General features: G+C 66.5%; 18 protein-coding genes. 9 read left to right on the top strand and 9 right to left on the bottom strand.

Features of this window, described 5'->3' with window-relative positions:
* Positions 1-2: 2 nt before the first annotated feature.
* Together nrdR and BEP68_RS09555 are read left to right on the top strand one after the other, a co-directional pair.
* Positions 3-473, top strand: coding sequence for a transcriptional regulator NrdR (gene nrdR, locus BEP68_RS09560; RefSeq protein WP_053096729.1), 471 nt, complete (start codon positions 3-5; stop codon positions 471-473).
* 10 nt (positions 474-483) lie between these two features.
* Positions 484-1,506 (top strand): quinone-dependent dihydroorotate dehydrogenase, encoded by a 1,023-nt coding sequence (locus tag BEP68_RS09555; RefSeq protein WP_187249820.1) that lies wholly within the window; start codon positions 484-486, stop codon positions 1,504-1,506.
* A 75-nt stretch (positions 1,507-1,581) separates the two neighbouring features.
* Here BEP68_RS09555 and BEP68_RS09550 read toward each other — a convergent pair whose 3' ends face one another.
* Positions 1,582-2,169: a DUF3043 domain-containing protein gene (locus tag BEP68_RS09550; protein ID WP_053096724.1), complete on the bottom strand. Its 588-nt coding sequence runs from the start codon at positions 2,167-2,169 to the stop codon at positions 1,582-1,584.
* A 46-nt stretch (positions 2,170-2,215) separates the two neighbouring features.
* Here BEP68_RS09550 and BEP68_RS09545 point away from each other — a divergent pair, with 46 nt between their 5' ends.
* The 5 genes from BEP68_RS09545 (at position 2,216) to BEP68_RS09525 (ending at position 7,245) form a co-directional block, all read left to right on the top strand.
* Entirely contained in the window at positions 2,216-3,637 is a 1,422-nt protein-coding gene (locus BEP68_RS09545) for a dipeptidase (protein WP_187249819.1), read from the top strand.
* A gap of 71 nt (positions 3,638-3,708) precedes the next feature.
* Positions 3,709-4,074, top strand: a complete 366-nt coding sequence (gene erpA / locus BEP68_RS09540) for an iron-sulfur cluster insertion protein ErpA (RefSeq protein ID WP_053096720.1) — start codon at positions 3,709-3,711, stop codon at positions 4,072-4,074.
* A gap of 96 nt (positions 4,075-4,170) precedes the next feature.
* A complete protein-coding gene (gene coxB / locus BEP68_RS09535) occupies positions 4,171-5,070 on the top strand; it encodes a cytochrome c oxidase subunit II (RefSeq protein ID WP_187249818.1) in 900 nt (299 codons plus the stop codon).
* Positions 5,071-5,073: 3 nt separating this feature from the next.
* Positions 5,074-6,807: a cytochrome c oxidase subunit I gene (gene ctaD, locus BEP68_RS09530; RefSeq protein ID WP_053096716.1), complete on the top strand. Its 1,734-nt coding sequence runs from the start codon at positions 5,074-5,076 to the stop codon at positions 6,805-6,807.
* 3 nt (positions 6,808-6,810) lie between these two features.
* Positions 6,811-7,245, top strand: a complete 435-nt coding sequence (locus BEP68_RS09525) for a cytochrome c oxidase subunit 4 (protein WP_053096714.1) — start codon at positions 6,811-6,813, stop codon at positions 7,243-7,245.
* A 58-nt stretch (positions 7,246-7,303) separates the two neighbouring features.
* On the opposite strand, the gene BEP68_RS09520 is transcribed toward BEP68_RS09525, so the two are convergent.
* From BEP68_RS09520 to BEP68_RS09490, 7 genes are all read right to left on the bottom strand, one after another.
* A complete protein-coding gene (locus BEP68_RS09520) occupies positions 7,304-7,723 on the bottom strand; it encodes a rhodanese-like domain-containing protein (RefSeq protein WP_187249817.1) in 420 nt (139 codons plus the stop codon).
* Between the two features lie 85 nt (positions 7,724-7,808).
* A complete protein-coding gene (locus tag BEP68_RS09515; protein ID WP_187249816.1) occupies positions 7,809-8,312 on the bottom strand; it encodes a GNAT family N-acetyltransferase in 504 nt (167 codons plus the stop codon).
* Complete coding sequence (locus tag BEP68_RS09510; protein WP_187249815.1) at positions 8,309-8,722, bottom strand: RidA family protein; 414 nt, start codon at positions 8,720-8,722, stop codon at positions 8,309-8,311. The genes BEP68_RS09515 and BEP68_RS09510 overlap by 4 nt, the downstream gene beginning before the upstream one ends.
* A gap of 94 nt (positions 8,723-8,816) precedes the next feature.
* Positions 8,817-10,631 carry a cytochrome b gene (locus tag BEP68_RS09505; protein WP_053096706.1) on the bottom strand — a complete coding sequence of 605 codons (1,815 nt, stop codon included), beginning with the start codon at positions 10,629-10,631 and terminating at the stop codon, positions 8,817-8,819.
* Entirely contained in the window at positions 10,628-11,704 is a 1,077-nt protein-coding gene (locus tag BEP68_RS09500; RefSeq protein WP_042538395.1) for a ubiquinol-cytochrome c reductase iron-sulfur subunit, read from the bottom strand. Before BEP68_RS09500 ends, BEP68_RS09505 begins: the two co-directional genes overlap by 4 nt.
* A 36-nt stretch (positions 11,705-11,740) precedes the next feature.
* Complete coding sequence (locus tag BEP68_RS09495; RefSeq protein ID WP_053096702.1) at positions 11,741-12,544, bottom strand: c-type cytochrome; 804 nt, start codon at positions 12,542-12,544, stop codon at positions 11,741-11,743.
* Positions 12,545-12,564: 20 nt separating this feature from the next.
* Positions 12,565-13,221, bottom strand: a complete 657-nt coding sequence (locus BEP68_RS09490; RefSeq protein ID WP_053096700.1) for a heme-copper oxidase subunit III — start codon at positions 13,219-13,221, stop codon at positions 12,565-12,567.
* A 189-nt stretch (positions 13,222-13,410) separates the two neighbouring features.
* On the opposite strand from BEP68_RS09490, the gene trpD reads away from it, so the two are divergent.
* The gene (gene trpD / locus BEP68_RS09485; RefSeq protein WP_053096699.1) at positions 13,411-14,475 is read left to right on the top strand and encodes an anthranilate phosphoribosyltransferase; all 1,065 of its coding nucleotides are present in this window, start codon (positions 13,411-13,413) and stop codon (positions 14,473-14,475) included.
* 8 nt (positions 14,476-14,483) lie between these two features.
* Entirely contained in the window at positions 14,484-15,470 is a 987-nt protein-coding gene (locus BEP68_RS09480) for a PHP domain-containing protein (RefSeq protein ID WP_187249814.1), read from the top strand.
* A gap of 1 nt (position 15,471) precedes the next feature.
* Here the strand turns inward: BEP68_RS09480 and BEP68_RS09475 are convergent, their stop codons facing one another.
* Positions 15,472-16,407: a 5'-3' exonuclease gene (locus BEP68_RS09475; RefSeq protein ID WP_187249813.1), complete on the bottom strand. Its 936-nt coding sequence runs from the start codon at positions 16,405-16,407 to the stop codon at positions 15,472-15,474.
* Between the last annotated feature and the right edge of the window lie 120 nt (positions 16,408-16,527).

The raw sequence follows: 16,527 nt of genomic DNA, 5'->3' as shown, positions 1-16,527 counted from the left end.
AGATGCACTGCCCCTTCTGCCGTCACTCGGACTCTCGCGTCATCGATTCCCGCACCAGCGACGACGGTCTCTCGATCAGGCGCCGTCGTCAGTGCCCTGAGTGCGGCGGGCGTTTCACGACCACCGAGACGGCCAGCCTCAACGTCATCAAGCGTTCGGGCGTCATGGAGCCGTTCAGTCGCGAGAAGGTGATCTCCGGCGTGCGCAAGGCGTGTCAGGGGCGCCCCGTGACCGAGGCCGATCTGGCGGTCCTCGCTCAGCGTGTCGAGGAGGCCGTGCGGCAGACAGGTGTCTCGCAGCTCGATACGAACGAGATCGGCTTGGCCATCCTCGGACCCCTCCGCGACCTCGATGAGGTCGCATACCTGCGGTTCGCGAGCGTGTATCAGGCTTTCGACTCGCTCGAGGATTTCGAGAGCGCCATCACGGATCTGCGTGCCGACCACGTCAAGCCGGAGCCTGCCGACCGGTAATCTGGCAGGGATGTATCCGCTGCTCTTTCGCGCTGTCCTGTCGCGCTTCGACCCCGAGTTCGCCCATCACGCCGGTATGGCGGTGATCCGCGTGCTCGGAGTGCCTCCGCTCTCCTGGGCGACGCGGGCACTGACGAAGCCGGATCCGTCGCTGCGGGTGGACGCACTCGGACTGAGCTTCTCCTCGCCCTTCGGCATCGCCGCCGGGTTCGACAAGAACGCGATCGGCGTCCGCGGTCTTGCAGCGCTCGGCTTCGGCCACGTCGAGGTCGGCACCGTCACCGCGATCCCGCAGGAGGGCAACCCGAAGCCCCGACTGTTCCGGCTGATCGCCGATCGTGCGGTCATCAACCGCATGGGATTCAACAACGAGGGCGCGGATGCCGCGGCCCGGCGCCTCGCGCGGTTGCGTCGCGGCGCCCCTGACACGGTCATCGGAGTCAACATCGGCAAGAGCCGTGTCGTCGACGTCGAGGACGCCACTGCCGACTACGTCGCTTCGGCGACGCGGCTGGCCCCGCTGGCCGACTACCTGGCCGTCAACGTCTCGTCCCCGAACACCCCGGGTCTTCGGGGACTGCAGGCGGTGGAGACGCTGGCTCCGCTGCTCCGGGCGGTGCGCGCGGCATCCGGAAAGACTCCGCTGCTCGTCAAGATCGCCCCCGATCTGGCTGACGACGAGATCGCCGCGATCGCGAAGCTCGCCGTCGACGAGGGCCTCGCCGGCATCATCGCGCACAACACAACGATCAGCAGGGATGGACTCACGACGGACGCGGCGACGGTCGCGGGCATCGGAGCGGGCGGCCTCTCCGGCGCGCCCCTCAAGGAGCGCTCGCTTCAGGTGCTGCGTCTGGTTCGCTCGACCGTGCCCGCAGAGTTCTGCGTCATCGCCGTCGGGGGAGTGGAGACGCCCGCGGACGTTCAGGAGCGACTCGAAGCGGGTGCGACGCTCGTGCAGGGCTACACGGCGTTCCTGTACCGCGGTCCGTTCTGGGGACGCGAGATCAACCGGGGCCTCGTCGAACGCTGAGAAGCTGCGCGTACGAACAAGAGAGGCGCCTCGTGCTCATAGAGCACGAGGCGCCTCTCTCGATGATTCAGGGGATCAGGCGGGGCGGTCGCCGCGCTTGACCTGCGGCTTGGGCAGACGCATGAACCGCATCTGCAGCGACCGCATCGCGGCGTACCAGCCGAGACCGCGCTCCATGCGGTCCTTGCCGAACTTCGCGGCGACCTTGCGCTTGACGCGCATCCCCAGCAGGATCATGCCGCCGATCGCGAGGATCAGGTACGCCATCATGACCAGGTACGCCCAGCCGGCGATCGCGAAGCCGCCGATGGCGAGGTTGGCCGGAAGGAGCGAGATGAGGATGACGAGCACCATGACGCCCATCACGAACTCGGCGGGGTGCCATCCGGCGTCCACGTAGTCGCGGACCCAGCGGCGCTGCGGGCCCTTGTCGCGAGCCGGGAGGTACTTCTCCTCGCCGGCCGCCAGACCGGCCTGCGCGCGGTTGCGTCGCTCGCTGAGCTCGGCGCGCGCTGCGGCCTTGGCCTCCTTGGTGTTCGCGACCAGAGGACGGCGGCGGGCCGCTTCCTGCTCGGCCCGGGTCGGCGTCGCGCGTCCCTTGCCCGACGCGGTCGTCTCGGCGGCGTCGTCGTTCGTCGAAGGGGGGACAGGGGTAGTGGCCACGAGGTTCCTCGGTTCAGTGAAGGCGGATCACCTTAAGATTACTCGCATGACATCTCCTGCCCAGCCCGGCGACCAGAATCTGTCCAGCGAACGCGAGCCGGCCGTCCTCGAGGCCGCAGCCACAGGGTTCCCGGCCGCGCTGAGCGACCTGGGCGCACTCGTCCGCATCCCCGGCATGGCCTGGCCCGCGTTCGACCAGACGCAGCTCGAACGCAGCTCGGAGGCGGTCGCCGCGCTCGCGACGGCGACGGGGATCTTCGACGACGTGCGAGTGCTGCGCGCCGCGATCCCCGGCACCGACGAGCACGGGCAGCCTGCCGTGCTCGCGACGCGTGCTGCGCGCAACGGCAAGCCGACGATCCTGCTCTACGCGCACCACGACGTGCAGCCTCCAGGAGACGACGCGCTGTGGGAGACGCCGCCGTTCGAACCAACGGTGCGCGACGGACGCCTGTACGGGCGCGGAGCCGCCGATGACAAAGCGGGCATCATGGCGCACATCGCCGCGATCCGCGCTGTGGCCGAGGTCGTGGGCGACGATCTCGAGCTCGGGATCGCGATGTTCATCGAGGGGGAGGAGGAGTACGGATCGCGCTCCTTCGCTCAGTTCCTCGCGGACAACAAGGAAGCGCTCCGGGCGGATGCGATCGTGGTCGCCGACTCGGGCAACTGGGATTCTGTCACCCCCGGCCTCACCGTCTCGCTCCGTGGCAACGCGCGCTTCACCGTGCGCGTGCGCACCCTCGACCATGCGTCTCACTCGGGCATGTTCGGCGGAGCGGTTCCGGACGCCATGATGGCCACGGTCAGGATGCTCTCCACGCTCTGGAACGAGGACGGCTCCGTCGCCGTCGAGGGGATGACCGAGCGCGACGCGCCGACGCCGGAGTACACCGAGGAGACGCTCCGCGATGAAGCGGGTCTTCTTCCTGGCACGTCTCCGGTCGGCGGGGGCAGCATTCTCAGCCGGATCTGGAACAAGCCGGCGGTCACGGTCATCGGGATCGATGCGACGAGCGTCGCCGCGGCGTCGAACACCCTCCTTCCCGAGGTGACGGTGGTCGTGAGCGCGCGCGTCGCGCCAGGTCAGACGGGGGAGGAGGCGTATGCCGCCCTCGAGGCGCATCTGCGCGCGAACGCGCCGTTCGGTGCGGAGCTGACCTTCACCGACGTCGACCTGGGAAACGGCTTCCTCGTCGACACCAGCGGCTGGGCGGTCGCCCTCACCCGCGATGCGATGCGCGACGGGTACGGTGTGCCGCCGGTCGACCTCGGCGTCGGCGGTTCGATCCCGTTCATCGCTGATCTGGTGCGGGAGTTCCCCGACGCGCAGATTCTCGTGACCGGCGTCGAGGACCCGCACTCGCGTGCCCACAGCCCGAATGAATCGCTGCACCTCGACACGTTCCGCCATGCGGTCGCGACCGAGGCTCTGCTGCTCTCGCGCATGAACGACATCATCATCTGAGCCGCATCCGCGAGCCTGAGGGTAAAATCGAGATACCAGCCGTGCGAGCGCGGCCCGTCACAAGGAGCGACATGAGCGACACCACACTGACTTCGGCAGAGACCACCCAGGCGCACGGCGTGAAGCTGACCGATGCCGCGGCCACGAAGGTCAAGAACCTTCTCGAGCAGGAGGGCCGCGATGACCTGCGTCTGCGCGTAGCCGTTCAGCCAGGCGGATGCTCCGGCCTGATCTACCAGCTGTACTTCGACGAGCGATTCCTCGAGGGCGACGAGACCGTCGACTTCGACGGCGTCGAGGTCATCATCGACAACATGAGCGTCCCGTACCTCGACGGCGCCTCCATCGACTTCAAGGACACGATCTCGGAGCAGGGCTTCACGATCGACAACCCCAACGCCGCAGGCAGCTGCGCCTGCGGAGACAGCTTCCACTGATCCGAACCCCTCCGCCAACCTGCGTGGTTGGCATGAATCAGGTGTGAGGTTGCCCTAGACTTGGGTGTGCCCTGTCCGCAATCTGAAAGGTGCATCGTGCCCTCGAAACGCCGCCTTCGTTGGGCCGCTCTCCCCCTGGGAGTAGCGGCAGCCGTGGCCCTGGCGGGATGTACTGCCACTGAGCTGAACGGTTACCTCCCGGGCTTCGTGGAGGGTGAGCCTGCGGCCACCAACCAGACCGAGCGCGTCTCGTCGCTCTGGGTCAACTCCTGGATCGTCCTCCTCGCCGTCGGCGTGATCACCTGGGGCCTGATGGCCTGGGCCGCGATCGCCTACCGTCGCCGGAAGGGTCAGACAGGTCTGCCCGTGCAGATGCGGTACAACATGCCGATCGAGATCTTCTACACGGTCGTGCCGCTGATCCTCGTGCTGGGCATGTTCTTCTTCACCGCGCGTGACCAGTCGGCGATCGAGACGAAGTGGGACGAACCCGACGTCGAGATCACGGCCATCGCCAAGCAGTGGGCGTGGGACTTCCAGTACGACGGTGAAGAAGAGGACAACTCCGACGCCGTCTGGACGATGGGAATCCAGGCCCAGCCGGACGCGGACGGCACCGTCGATCAGGCGCAGCTCCCGACGCTGGTGCTGCCGGTCGACCAGAAGGTCACGATCAACCTGCAGTCCCGCGATGTCATCCACTCGTTCTGGATCATCGACTTCCTGTACAAGAAGGACATGTACATCGGGAAGGACAACTCCTGGTCCTTCATCCCGACCCGAGTCGGCGAGTACGCCGGCAAGTGCGCCGAGCTCTGCGGCGAGTACCACTCGATGATGCTCTTCAACGTCAAGGTCGTCGAGCAGGACGAGTACGACGCCTACCTCCAGACTCTCGAGGAGGAAGGCAACACGGGAGACATCACGGACGCCTACGACCGTCTGTCGAACTACCCGGGGACCACCGCCCCGACCTCCGAGGAAGGAGAGGAGTAAGCCATGTCGACCACTGAAGCCCCCCGCACCGACGAGGCCCCTCGCTCTCGACCCACCACCCTGCCCGCACGTCAGGCTGCTCTCATGAGCTCGTCGCGTGTCGAGCAGAAGGGCAACATCGTCGTCAAGTGGATCACCTCCACCGACCACAAGACGATCGGGTACATGTACCTCATCGCCTCGGTGCTGTTCTTCCTCCTCGGCGGCGTGATGGCACTCGTCATCCGTGCTGAGCTCTTCGCTCCGGGAATGCAGATCATCCCGACCAAGGAGCAGTACAACCAGCTCTTCACGATGCACGGCACGATCATGCTGCTGATGTTCGCGACACCGCTGTTCGCCGGCTTCGCCAACGCGATCCTGCCGCTGCAGCTCGGCGCCCCGGACGTCGCCTTCCCGCGTCTGAACGCGTTCGCGTTCTGGCTGTTCCTCTTCGGCTCGACGATCGCCGTCGCCGGCTTCCTCACCCCGCAGGGTGCGGCCTCGTTCGGATGGTTCGCCTATCAGCCGCTCGCCAGTGCGTCCTTCTCTCCGGGTGCCGGTGGAAACCTCTGGATGCTGGGTCTCGGCATCTCGGGCTTCGGAACCATCCTCGGCGCCGTGAACTTCATCACCACGGTGATCACGATGCGCGCACCGGGTATGACGATGTGGCGCATGCCGATCTTCTCGTGGAACACGCTCATCACGAGCCTCCTCATCCTGATGGCCTTCCCGGTGCTCGCCGCCGCGATCTTCGCCGCAGGTGCGGACCGCGTGCTCGGCGCTCACATCTACGACCCGGCCAACGGCGGTGTCCTGCTCTGGCAGCACCTGTTCTGGTTCTTCGGTCACCCTGAGGTCTACATCATCGCTCTGCCGTTCTTCGGCATCGTCTCCGAGATCTTCCCGGTCTTCAGCCGCAAGCCGATCTTCGGATACAAGACGCTCGTGTACGCGACGATCGCGATCGCCGCACTGTCCGTCGCCGTGTGGGCTCACCACATGTACGTGACCGGCTCTGTGCTGCTGCCGTTCTTCGCCCTCATGACGATGCTCATCGCAGTGCCGACGGGTGTGAAGATCTTCAACTGGATCGGCACGCTGTGGCGTGGATCGGTGACCTTCGAGACCCCGATGGTGTTCGCACTCGGCTTCCTGGTGTCGTTCGTCTTCGGTGGCCTGACCGGTGTCATCCTCGCGGCTCCGCCGCTGGACTTCCACCTGTCCGACTCGTACTTCGTGGTCGCGCACTTCCACTACGTCGTCTTCGGCACCGTCGTGTTCGCCATGTTCGCCGGGTTCTACTTCTGGTGGCCGAAGTGGACCGGACGCATGCTCAACGAGCGCCTGGGCTATGTGCACTTCTGGATGCTGTTCATCGGCTTCCACATGACGTTCCTCATCCAGCACTGGCTGGGCGTCGACGGCATGGTGCGTCGCTACGCCGACTACTCGCCGGAAGACGGATGGACGTGGGGCAACCAGGTCTCGACCATCGGCGCGATCATCCTCGGCGCCTCGATGCTGCCCTTCTTCCTGAACGTGTGGATCACGGCTCGCAAGGCTCCGAAGGTCACGGTCAACGACCCGTGGGGCTACGGCGCTTCGCTCGAGTGGGCGACGTCCTGCCCGCCGCCGCGTCACAACTTCACGTCGATCCCGCGTATCCGCAGCGAGCGTCCCGCGTTCGACCTGAACCACCCCGAGGCTGCGGAGTTCACGCCCGCTGCGCCCGGCGAGCGAGAGGGCCACTGAGCCATGCGCGACAATGTCATTCTCTGGTGGGTGCTGACCGCCTTCTTCGCCCTGGTCGGCGTCGTCTACACCGGCTGGCACATCCTCGCCACGCCGTCGGACAACTTCGCCGCGCGGATCGAATGGGTCGGCACCGTGGCGCTGTTCTTCGCCGCGTTCATGGGCGCGATGATCGCGTTCTACCTCGACCGCACGCACAAGGCTCAGAACGGCGAATTGCCTGAGGACATCCTCACGAGCGACATCGACGACGGAGACCCCGAGCTCGGCGAGTTCAGCCCCTGGTCCTGGTGGCCGATCGTCCTCGCGGGTTCCGCTGCCGTCTTCGTCGTGGGACTGGCCGTCGGACACTTCCTGCTTCCGATCGGCCTGGCGATCTTCGTCGTCGCGATCGTCGGCTGGGTCTACGAGTACTACCGCGGGAACTTCGCCCGCTGATCTGCATGCAGAAAGCCCCTGGGATCTCCATCCCAGGGGCTTTCTGCATGTCCTGTCGCTACGCGCGGCTGCGGACACGGGCGATGCCCGTCAGCGGGTCGACAGGCCGACGGTGGACGCCGTCGGCGTCCTCCACGGGATAGCCCTCCCTGACCCAATACTCGAACCCGCCGATCATCTCGCGAACGGCGTAGCCGAGCTTCGCGAACTCCAGAGCGCCCTTCGCGCCGGCGTTGCACCCCGGGCTCCAGCAGTAGACGACGACGGCGGCGTCGAGGGGGATCTCGGCACGAGCGCGGCTCGCGATCTCGCTGTAGTGCATCTGTGTCGCTCCAGCGACGCGTCCCTGCGCCCACGCTTCCTCTGAGCGGACATCGATGATGACGATGTCGTCTTCGGAGCGGAGAGCGGCATACACATCGCTCGCATCGGTCTCGTAGGCGAGCTTGGCGGCGTAGTAGTCAGCGCGATCGATCATGCGCTCAGCCTAGGCAACGGCGCGAGGTCCCGCCGTCATCATCCGGACGGCGGCGCACTGGAATCCGCCAATGTGGACTGCAGGCTCAGAGCTCCGCTGTCATCTGGACGCGGCGTCCGTATCGGTCGAGGCCAAGGGAGGCCTCGGTCTCCACCAGGCCGCGCTGGAACGGCGTCTCGGGGATGCTCTCGAGGAACCCGCACGACGCGTAGAAGGGCGCGTTCCACGGGATCTCGGCATAGGTCCGCAAGGTCATGCGCGTGTAGCCGCGATCCCGCGCCTCATCGAGTGCAGCGCTCACAAGGCGGCGACCGAATCCCTGTCGTCCCACGGTGGGGAGGACAGACAGCTGTTCGAGGTGCGCATGACCGTCGGAGTCCAGGACATGGACGAAACCCACAGGGGAGGAGCCCTCTGACTCTTCCAGAACGAGAACGAATCCCGGCTCGGCGAGGCGTTCGGCACCGTTCGCAGCGGGAGGCCATACTGGCGCCCCCAGACTGTCGATCAGGAGAGCGTCAGCCTGGGCCTCGATGGCGGTCAGGAGCTCCGCATCCTCGGACGTGGCGGGCCTGATCGCAGCGCTCATCGGTTCGTCTCCGCGATCGCAGCGACCGCTTCGATCTCCACCAGCTGGTCGTCGTACCCCAGCACGGTGACGCCCATGAGGGTGCTCGGTACGTCGTGCTCTGCGAAGGCCTCGTGAACGACGTTCCATGCCGTGACCAGATCAGCCTGAGACGACGATGCCACGAGGACCCGGGTGCTGATGACGTCGGCGATCGTGGCGCCACTGGCGCGCAGCGCGAGATCGAGGGTCTCCAGGCAACGTGACGCTTGCGCGGCGTAGTCGCCGGGGGCCGTGGTGGATCCGTCGTCCTCGAGCGGGCAGGCGCCCGCGAGGAAGATGAGTCGGGAGCCCGCCGGAGCAGTGGCGGCGTAGGCATAGGGGGCGGCAGCGAGATCGGCGGATCGGATGAGTTGGACTGCGGAGCTCATGGCACGATCCTTCCACGTTCACTTGAGAGCCTCCCGGACATGAAGAAGGCCCTGTCCGAAACGGACAGGGCCTTCTTGCGGGGGAGCGGCGATGTTACTCGTCGTCCTCCGACTTCTTCTTGCGAGGCTTCTTCACCGGCTCGGTCGCGATGACCGTGCTGGGAGTGTTCGCCGTCTCGTCGACGTGCGTCTCGCTGACGGTGATCGGAGCGTCGGGGACGCCGGCGCGCTCATGGGCGCCCTGGATCTCCGCCGCCTCGGTCTCATCGTTCTGAGCCGTGACGTGGTGCTGGTGAGCGTCCGCAGCTTCGATCTCCGCCTGCGTGAGCGGCGCGAGCCGGTCCTCGAAGAACCACCGTGAGATGGAAGAACGGAGGTTCTCCGTCCACGAGATTCGTCCCTTCGCGTTCGGACGCACGACCAGAGGCTCGTAGTTGTCCACATCGATGAGCTTCCAGCGGTCGTACGTGTCGACCGGCTGGTGCACCTCGATGAACTCGCCGCCGGGAAGGCGGACGATGCGGCCGGACTCGAAACCGTGCAGCACGATCTCGCGGTCCTTCTTCTGCAGCGCGAGGGCGATCCGCTTGGCGATGAAGTAGCCGAGGACCGGTCCGACGAACAGCAGCGCCTGGAGCGCGTGGATCACGCCCTCCATGGTCAGCATGAAGTGCGTCGCGATGAGGTCGGAGGATGCTGCAGCCCACAGGACGGCGTAGAAGATCACGCCGGCGACGCCGATCGCGGTGCGGGTCGCCGCGTTGCGCGGGCGCTGAGCGATGTGGTGCTCGCGCTTGTCTCCCGTGATCCACGCCTCGATGAAGGGGTAGATCGCGACGAGCACGATGAAGAGCCCGAGGACGACCAGCGGCAGCAGGATCCCGAACGACCAGGTGCGATCGAGGAAGACCACGTCGAGGTTGGACGGAGCGAGACGCAGGGCGCCGTCCGCGAATCCGATGTACCAGTCAGGCTGAGTACCGGCGGAGACGGGGGAGGGGTCGTACGGGCCGTAGTTCCAGATCGGGTTGATCTGGAAGAACGTCGCGATCAGCACGATCGTGCCGAAGACGATGAACAGGTAGCCGCCCATCTTCGACATGTACACCGGCATCATCGGGTAGCCGACGACGTTGTCGTTCGTGCGGCCGGGGCCGGCGAACTGCGTGTGCTTGTTGACGATCATCAGCATGAGGTGCACGGCGATGAGGCCGATCACCAGCAACGGCAGCAGCAGGATGTGCAGCGTGTACAGGCGTCCGACGATGTCCGTACCCGGGAACTCGCCGCCGAAGAGGAGGAACGAGGTCCAGGTTCCGATCAGCGGGATGCCCTTGATCATGCCGTCGATGATGCGGAGACCGTTGCCCGAGAGCAGGTCGTCGGGAAGCGAGTATCCGGTGAAGCCCTCGGCCATCGCCAGGACGAACAGCACGAAGCCGATCACCCAGTTGAGCTCGCGGGGCTTGCGGAATGCGCCGGTGAAGAACACGCGCAGCATGTGCACGCCGATTCCTGCGACGAAGACGAGTGCGGCCCAGTGGTGGATCTGGCGAACCAGGAGACCACCGCGGAGGTCGAACGAGATGTGCAGCGACGACTCGAGTGCCGCCGACATCTCGATGCCGCGCATCGGAGCATAGGCGCCCGTGTAGTGCGTCTCGACCATGGAGGCCTGGAAGAAGAACGTCAGGAAGGTTCCGGACAGGAACACGACCACGAAGCTCCACAGCGCGATCTCACCGAGCATGAACGACCAGTGGTCGGGGAAGATCTTGCGTCCGAGCTCCTTGACGAAGCCGGAGATGCTGGTGCGCTCATCGATGTAGTTCGACGCGGCGCCGACGAATCGGCCGCCGAGAGGCGCCTTGTTGTCCTTGTCCTCTTTGGACAGCGTTGCGGTGCTCAATGGCGCTCCCAGAAGCTCGGGCCGACGGGCTCGGTGAAGTCACTGCGTGCGACGAGGTAGCCCTCGTCGTCGACGGTGATGGGCAGCTGCGGCAGCGGACGCGCGGCAGGTCCGAAGATGACCTTGGCGTGATCCGTGACGTCGAACTGCGACTGGTGGCAGGGGCAGAGGAGGTGGTGCGTCTGCTGCTCGTAGAGTGCCACCGGGCATCCGACGTGCGTGCAGACCTTCGAGTACGCGACGATGCCGTCGTACGACCAGTCCTTGCGGTCTTCGGCCTCGATGAGCTGCTCGGGGCGCAGGCGCATCATCAGCACGATGGCCTTGGCCTTCTCCTCGAGGTAGCCGTCGTGGTGGCTGAGCTCTGCGAGATCCTCGGGGATCACGTGGAATGCGGATCCGAGGGTCACATCCGCTGCGCGGATCGGGGTGCCGTCGGGGTCGCGCACGAGACGCTGGCCCTTCTCCCACATGGTGTGCTTCAGCAGCGTGACCGGATCGCCCGCGGTGGGGTCGTCGGGTGTGCTGTGCGGAGCGAGACCGCGGAAGAGCGTGACACCGGGGATGATCGAGGCCACGATCGCCGCGAACAGCGAGTTGCGGATCATCGTGCGTCGTCCGAAACCGGACTCCTCGTTGGCCGTGGCGAACGCCTCGACGACGGCCTCTCGCGTCGAGTCCTTGCCCCGGGTGGGGTGACGGTGCTCGATGTGCTCCTTGTCGCTCATCAGCGCCTTGGACCAGTGGATCGCGCCGATGCCGATCGAGAGCAGCGCGAGTGCGATGCCCAGACCGATGAAGAGGTTGTTCTGACGGATGTCGATGAGCGCGCCGCTCTCGATGGGGAAGAGCATGTAGGCGGCGACCGCCCAGATGCTTCCTGCCAGCGAGAGATAGAACAGCGTGTAGACCGTGCGCTCTGCAGCCTTCTCAGCGCGCGGGTCCTTGTCGGTCATCCGCGCGCGGTGCGGCGGCAGCCCCGGGTTCTGCACGGGATCGCTGACTGCGACACCCAGCCCCGGAGAGGGCTGGTAGGCCCTGTCAAGAGCCTGCGAGTCGTCGTCGTGTGCCATGGTGCTCCTCGTACGTTCCTCTTCGATGAATAAGCGTCAGTTGGACTTCGCCGTGATCCACACGGTGATGGCGACGAGCGCGCCGATGCCGAAGATCCAGACGAACAGGCCCTCGGAGACGGGACCGAGCGAACCGAGCGAGAAACCGCCGATCTGCACGGACTGCTGCTGGTAGAGCAGAGCCGAGATGATGTCGCGCTTGTCTTCGTCCGACAGGTTCATGTCGCCGAAGACGGGCATGTTCTGGGGGCCGGTGACCATGGCCGCGTACATGTGCAGCGCGCTGGTCTCGGTCAGTGCGGGGGCGTACTTGCCCTCGGTGAGTGCTCCTCCGGCGGCCGCCACGTTGTGGCACATCGCGCAGTTGACGCGGAACAGCTCCGCGCCGTTGGCGACGTCGCCTTCACCGTCGAGGATGTGGTCCTCGGGGAAGGTGGGGCCGGGAGCCGACTCCTGCACGAAGGAGGAGATCGCGAGGATCTGTTCCTCGGTGAACTGCGGCTCCTTCTGCGGCGCCTGGGGCCCCTGCATCTGCAGCGGCATGCGGCCGGTCGACATCTGGAACTCGACCGCGAGCTCGCCGACGCCGTAGAGGCTCGGTCCGTTCGCCGTGCCCTGCAGATCGAGACCGTGGCAGGTGGCGCAGTTGGCCGTGAACAGCTTCTCGCCGTCCTCGACGGTGAGCGTGCTCGCCGCGGTGGTCTGGGTGTCGGTCGCAGCGAAGGCTGCGGACGTTCCGGCGTACACGGCGCCGGTGATCATGAGGCCTGCTCCGATGAGGGCTGCCGCAGCCAGGGGACTGCGACGGCCATTCGAACGGCGCTTCTTCTCTCGTGCCATCTCGGGGATCAGCTCCGCTCTTATTTCAGGAAGTAAATGACGACGAACAGCACGATCCAGACGACGTCGACGAAGTGCCAGTAGTAGGACACCACGATCGAGGAGGTCGCCTCCTTGTGCCGGAAATTCTTGACGGCGTACGCACGGCCGATGACGAGGAGGAAGGCGATCAGACCGCCGGTGACGTGCAGGGCGTGGAAGCCGGTCGTCAGGTAGAACGCGGATGCGTAGGAGTCAGCGCTGATCGGCATGCCTTCTGCGACGAGCTGCGCGTACTCCCAGACCTGCCCGGAGACGAAGATCGCGCCGAGGGCGAAGGTGAGGAAGAACCACTCGACCATGCCCCAGCCGAACAGGCGACGGCGGCCGGCGCCGTTCTTCTGTCCCTTGGCGATGCGGTACGGCTGCAGGTCCTCGGCCGCGAACACGCCCATCTGGCACGTGAACGAGGAGAGCACGAGGATCGCCGTATTCACGAACGCGAACGGGACGTTCAGCAGTTCGGTGCGGTCGGCCCAGAGCTCGGGGGAGGTGCTGCGGAGCGTGAAGTAGATCGCGAAGAGTCCCGCGAAGAACATCACTTCGCTGCCGAGCCACACAATGGTGCCGACAGCTACCGGGTTGGGGCGCTTGATCGTTCTTGCCGCCGGGGCATACGTCGCTGAGGTCGTCACCATTCCATTATGGCCGATCTCCGGGCGTGATTCTCGCACCGGAGGCCCTCGTTTCGCCCGCGAACGACTTAGGGGACCCTAAGAAAATGCTGCGAATCCTCGGTGAATACGCGGGAAACGAGGGATGATCGACGCCCGGCGCCCGTTCTGCAAGAGTCTGCACGATTTCCCTGCGCCGATAGGATCGCACACATGGCTGATTCCCTGACCTGGTCCGACGTGCTCACCACTCTTCTGGAGCGTCGCGACCTCAGCGTCTGGGAATCGACGTGGGCGATGCGTCAGATCATGCGCGGCGACGTCACACAGGCGCAGCTCGCCGGTTTCCTCGTCGCCCTCCGCGCCAAGGGAGAGACGATCGATGAGATCGTCGGATTCCGTGATGCGATCCTCGAGGCGGCGGTCCCGCTGCCCGTGTCGCCCGACGTCCTCGACATCGTCGGCACCGGCGGTGACCGTGTCGGCACGGTCAACGTGTCGACCACCGCGGCCGTCATCATCGGGGCGACCGGCATCCCGGTGGTCAAGCACGGCAACCGCGCAGCGAGCTCCGCCTCCGGCTCATCCGACGTGCTGAGCGCGCTCGGGCTGGAGCTCACCCTCGATCCCGCGGCGGTGTCGTCGATCCTCGACCGCACGGGCATCACGTTCGCCTGGGCGGGCGCCTTCCACCCCGGGTTCAAGCACGCGGGCGCCGTCCGTGCCGAACTCGGCGTCCCCACCGTCTTCAACATGCTCGGGCCCCTCTGCAACCCGGCTCGGGCCGAGGCGAACGCCGTCGGGGTGGCGCAGCTCGAGCGCGTCCCCCTCATCACGGGAGTGTTCCGGACGCGGGGCGCCACGGCCCTGGTGTTCCGCGGAGACGACGGCCTCGACGAGCTGACGACCACGGGGCACAGCCGCATCTGGGAGGTCACGCGCGGTGACATCCACGAGCACGATCTCGATCCTCGAGATCTCGGGATCCCAATCGCGGACCTCGCGGATCTGATCGGCGGAACGCCCGACCACAACGCGGCGGTGCTGCGCCGGACGCTCGAGGGGGAGACGGGCGCGGTGCGAGACATCGTGCTCCTCAACGCGGCGGCCGGGATCGTCGCCTTCGAGCTGTCCCAGGACGCGACTCAGGTACAGCGACCGATCCTCGAGCGTCTCCGCGAGGGCTACGAGCGGGCAGCCGCGGCGGTCGACGACGGTCGCGCCATAGCGAAGCTCGACGAATGGATCGGCGTCAGCCGCGAGCTGGCATCCGCATAGGAGATGTGATGGACCCGATCGCCGCCCTGCTCGAGATCGCCTCGCTACTGGAGCGGGAACGCGCGTCGCGGTACCGGGCGAAGGCCTTCCGTCAGGCAGCTGCGACCCTGCAGCAGCTGCCGGAGGACGTGCGCTCGGATCCGACGAGGCTGCGCGCGGCGAAAGGGATCGGCGAATCGACCTTCGGAGTCGTCCGACAGGCGCAGAGCGGAGAGGTTCCCGACTATCTCGTGGAGCTCCGAGGCGACGTGGAGCCCGAGCGCGTGTCGGCCCTGAGAGCGAAGCTCCGAGGGGACCTGCACGCGCACACCGACTGGTCGGACGGAACCACGCCTATCGGCGTGATGGCGTCAGCGGCGCGGGCTCTCGGTCACGAGTATCAGGCGATCACAGATCATTCCCCGCGTCTGCGGGTCGCCCGCGGACTCTCCGCGGAGCGGCTGCGCGAGCAGATGCCGCTCGTGAGGGCGGAATCGGGTGACGGGTTCACGCTGCTGGCGGGGATCGAGGTCGACATCCTCGAAGACGGCGCGCTGGATCAGGAGGACGCCCTCCTCGGGGAGCTCGACATCGTGGTCGCATCCGTCCATTCGAAGCTGCGGATGGACGCCCGGCCCATGACCGCACGGATGATCGCCGCCGTGAGCCACCCGCGCGTGAACGTGCTCGGGCATTGCACCGGACGGCTGGTGCAGGGGGACCGAGGCACTCGTCCGGAATCGCAGTTCGATGCCCGTGCCGTCTTCTCCGCATGCGCCGAGAACGGCGTCGCGGTCGAGATCAACTCCCGGCCGGAGCGTCAGGACCCGCCCGACGATCTGATCGCGATCGCCCTCGAGGCCGGCTGCCTCTTCTCGATCGACTCGGATGCGCACGCACCGGGTCAGCTCTCGCTCCTCGATCACGGTGCCGAGCGTGCCGAGAAGGCGGGGGTGCCTGCCTCCCGCATCATCACGACCTGGGGTCTCGACCGACTGCTGGCCTGGGCGAGCTGAGTCAGGCGTCGATCGTCGCGATCGCGGCGACGGCCCTGGTCATCGAGCCGCCCAGGTTCCACCGCTCAGCCAGTGCGGTCGCAGCATCAGCCTCGGACGGGTCGAGCGGACGCAGCGGGTCGCTCGGCGAGGTGATCGGGAGGTCGGTCGCGACGGCGACGACGGTGGGGGCGACCTCGAGGTACGTCGCGGCGGCGAGCACCTTCGCCCGGACCCCGGCGCTCATCCCCTCACCCGCCTCGGCAGCCGCGCGGATGCCGGCGAGATCGCCATAGGCCTGCAGGAGCGTGGCCGCGGTCTTCTCGCCGACGCCGGCCACGCCGGGAAGTCCGTCCGATGCGTCGCCGCGCATCGTCGCGAAGTCGGCGTACTGGCTCGGCAGCACGCCGTACTTCGCGACGACCACGGCATCCGTGACGATCTCGAGATTGCTCATGCCTCGTGCGGTATAGATGACGCGCACGTTCCTCGCGTCGTCGACGAGCTGGAACAGGTCTCTATCGCCCGTGACGATGTCGACCGGCATGGTGGCGCGCGTCGCGAGCGTGCCGATCACGTCGTCCGCTTCGTGCTCCGCGACGCCGATGATCGGGATGCCGAGCAGGGCGAGAGTCTCGCGGATGAGGGGGATCTGCGCCTCGAGGGGGTCGGGGACCTCCTCGACGTCGGGCCCCGCGGGCACGACCTCGACGACACGGTGCGCCTTGTAGCTGGGGATCAGGTCGACTCGCCACTGGGGTCGCCAGTCGTCGTCCCAGCACGCGACCACATGGGTCGGCTCGTACAGCGTCACCAGCTTCGCGATGATGTCGAGGAGTCCTCGTGCGGCGTTGATCGGGGAGCCATCCGGCGCCGTGACCTTGTCGGGCACCCCGTAGAACGCACGGAAGTAGAGGCTTGCGGTGTCGAGCAGGAGGAGCTTGTCGGCGCGGGGCATGCAGACAGTCTGTCAGCGCGCCGAACGCGGATGGTATCGAGTCCGTCATATCGTCTCGGGATCTGATAACCTTGACTGTCACTCGTGGCGTGCCTATGCATGCCCGGGAGGCAGAAACCA

It is taken from the genome of Microbacterium sp. 4-7 (genome assembly GCF_014332665.1).
Lineage (GTDB): Bacteria > Actinomycetota > Actinomycetes > Actinomycetales > Microbacteriaceae > Microbacterium.
This window is presented reverse-complemented; position numbering and strand designations above follow the sequence as displayed.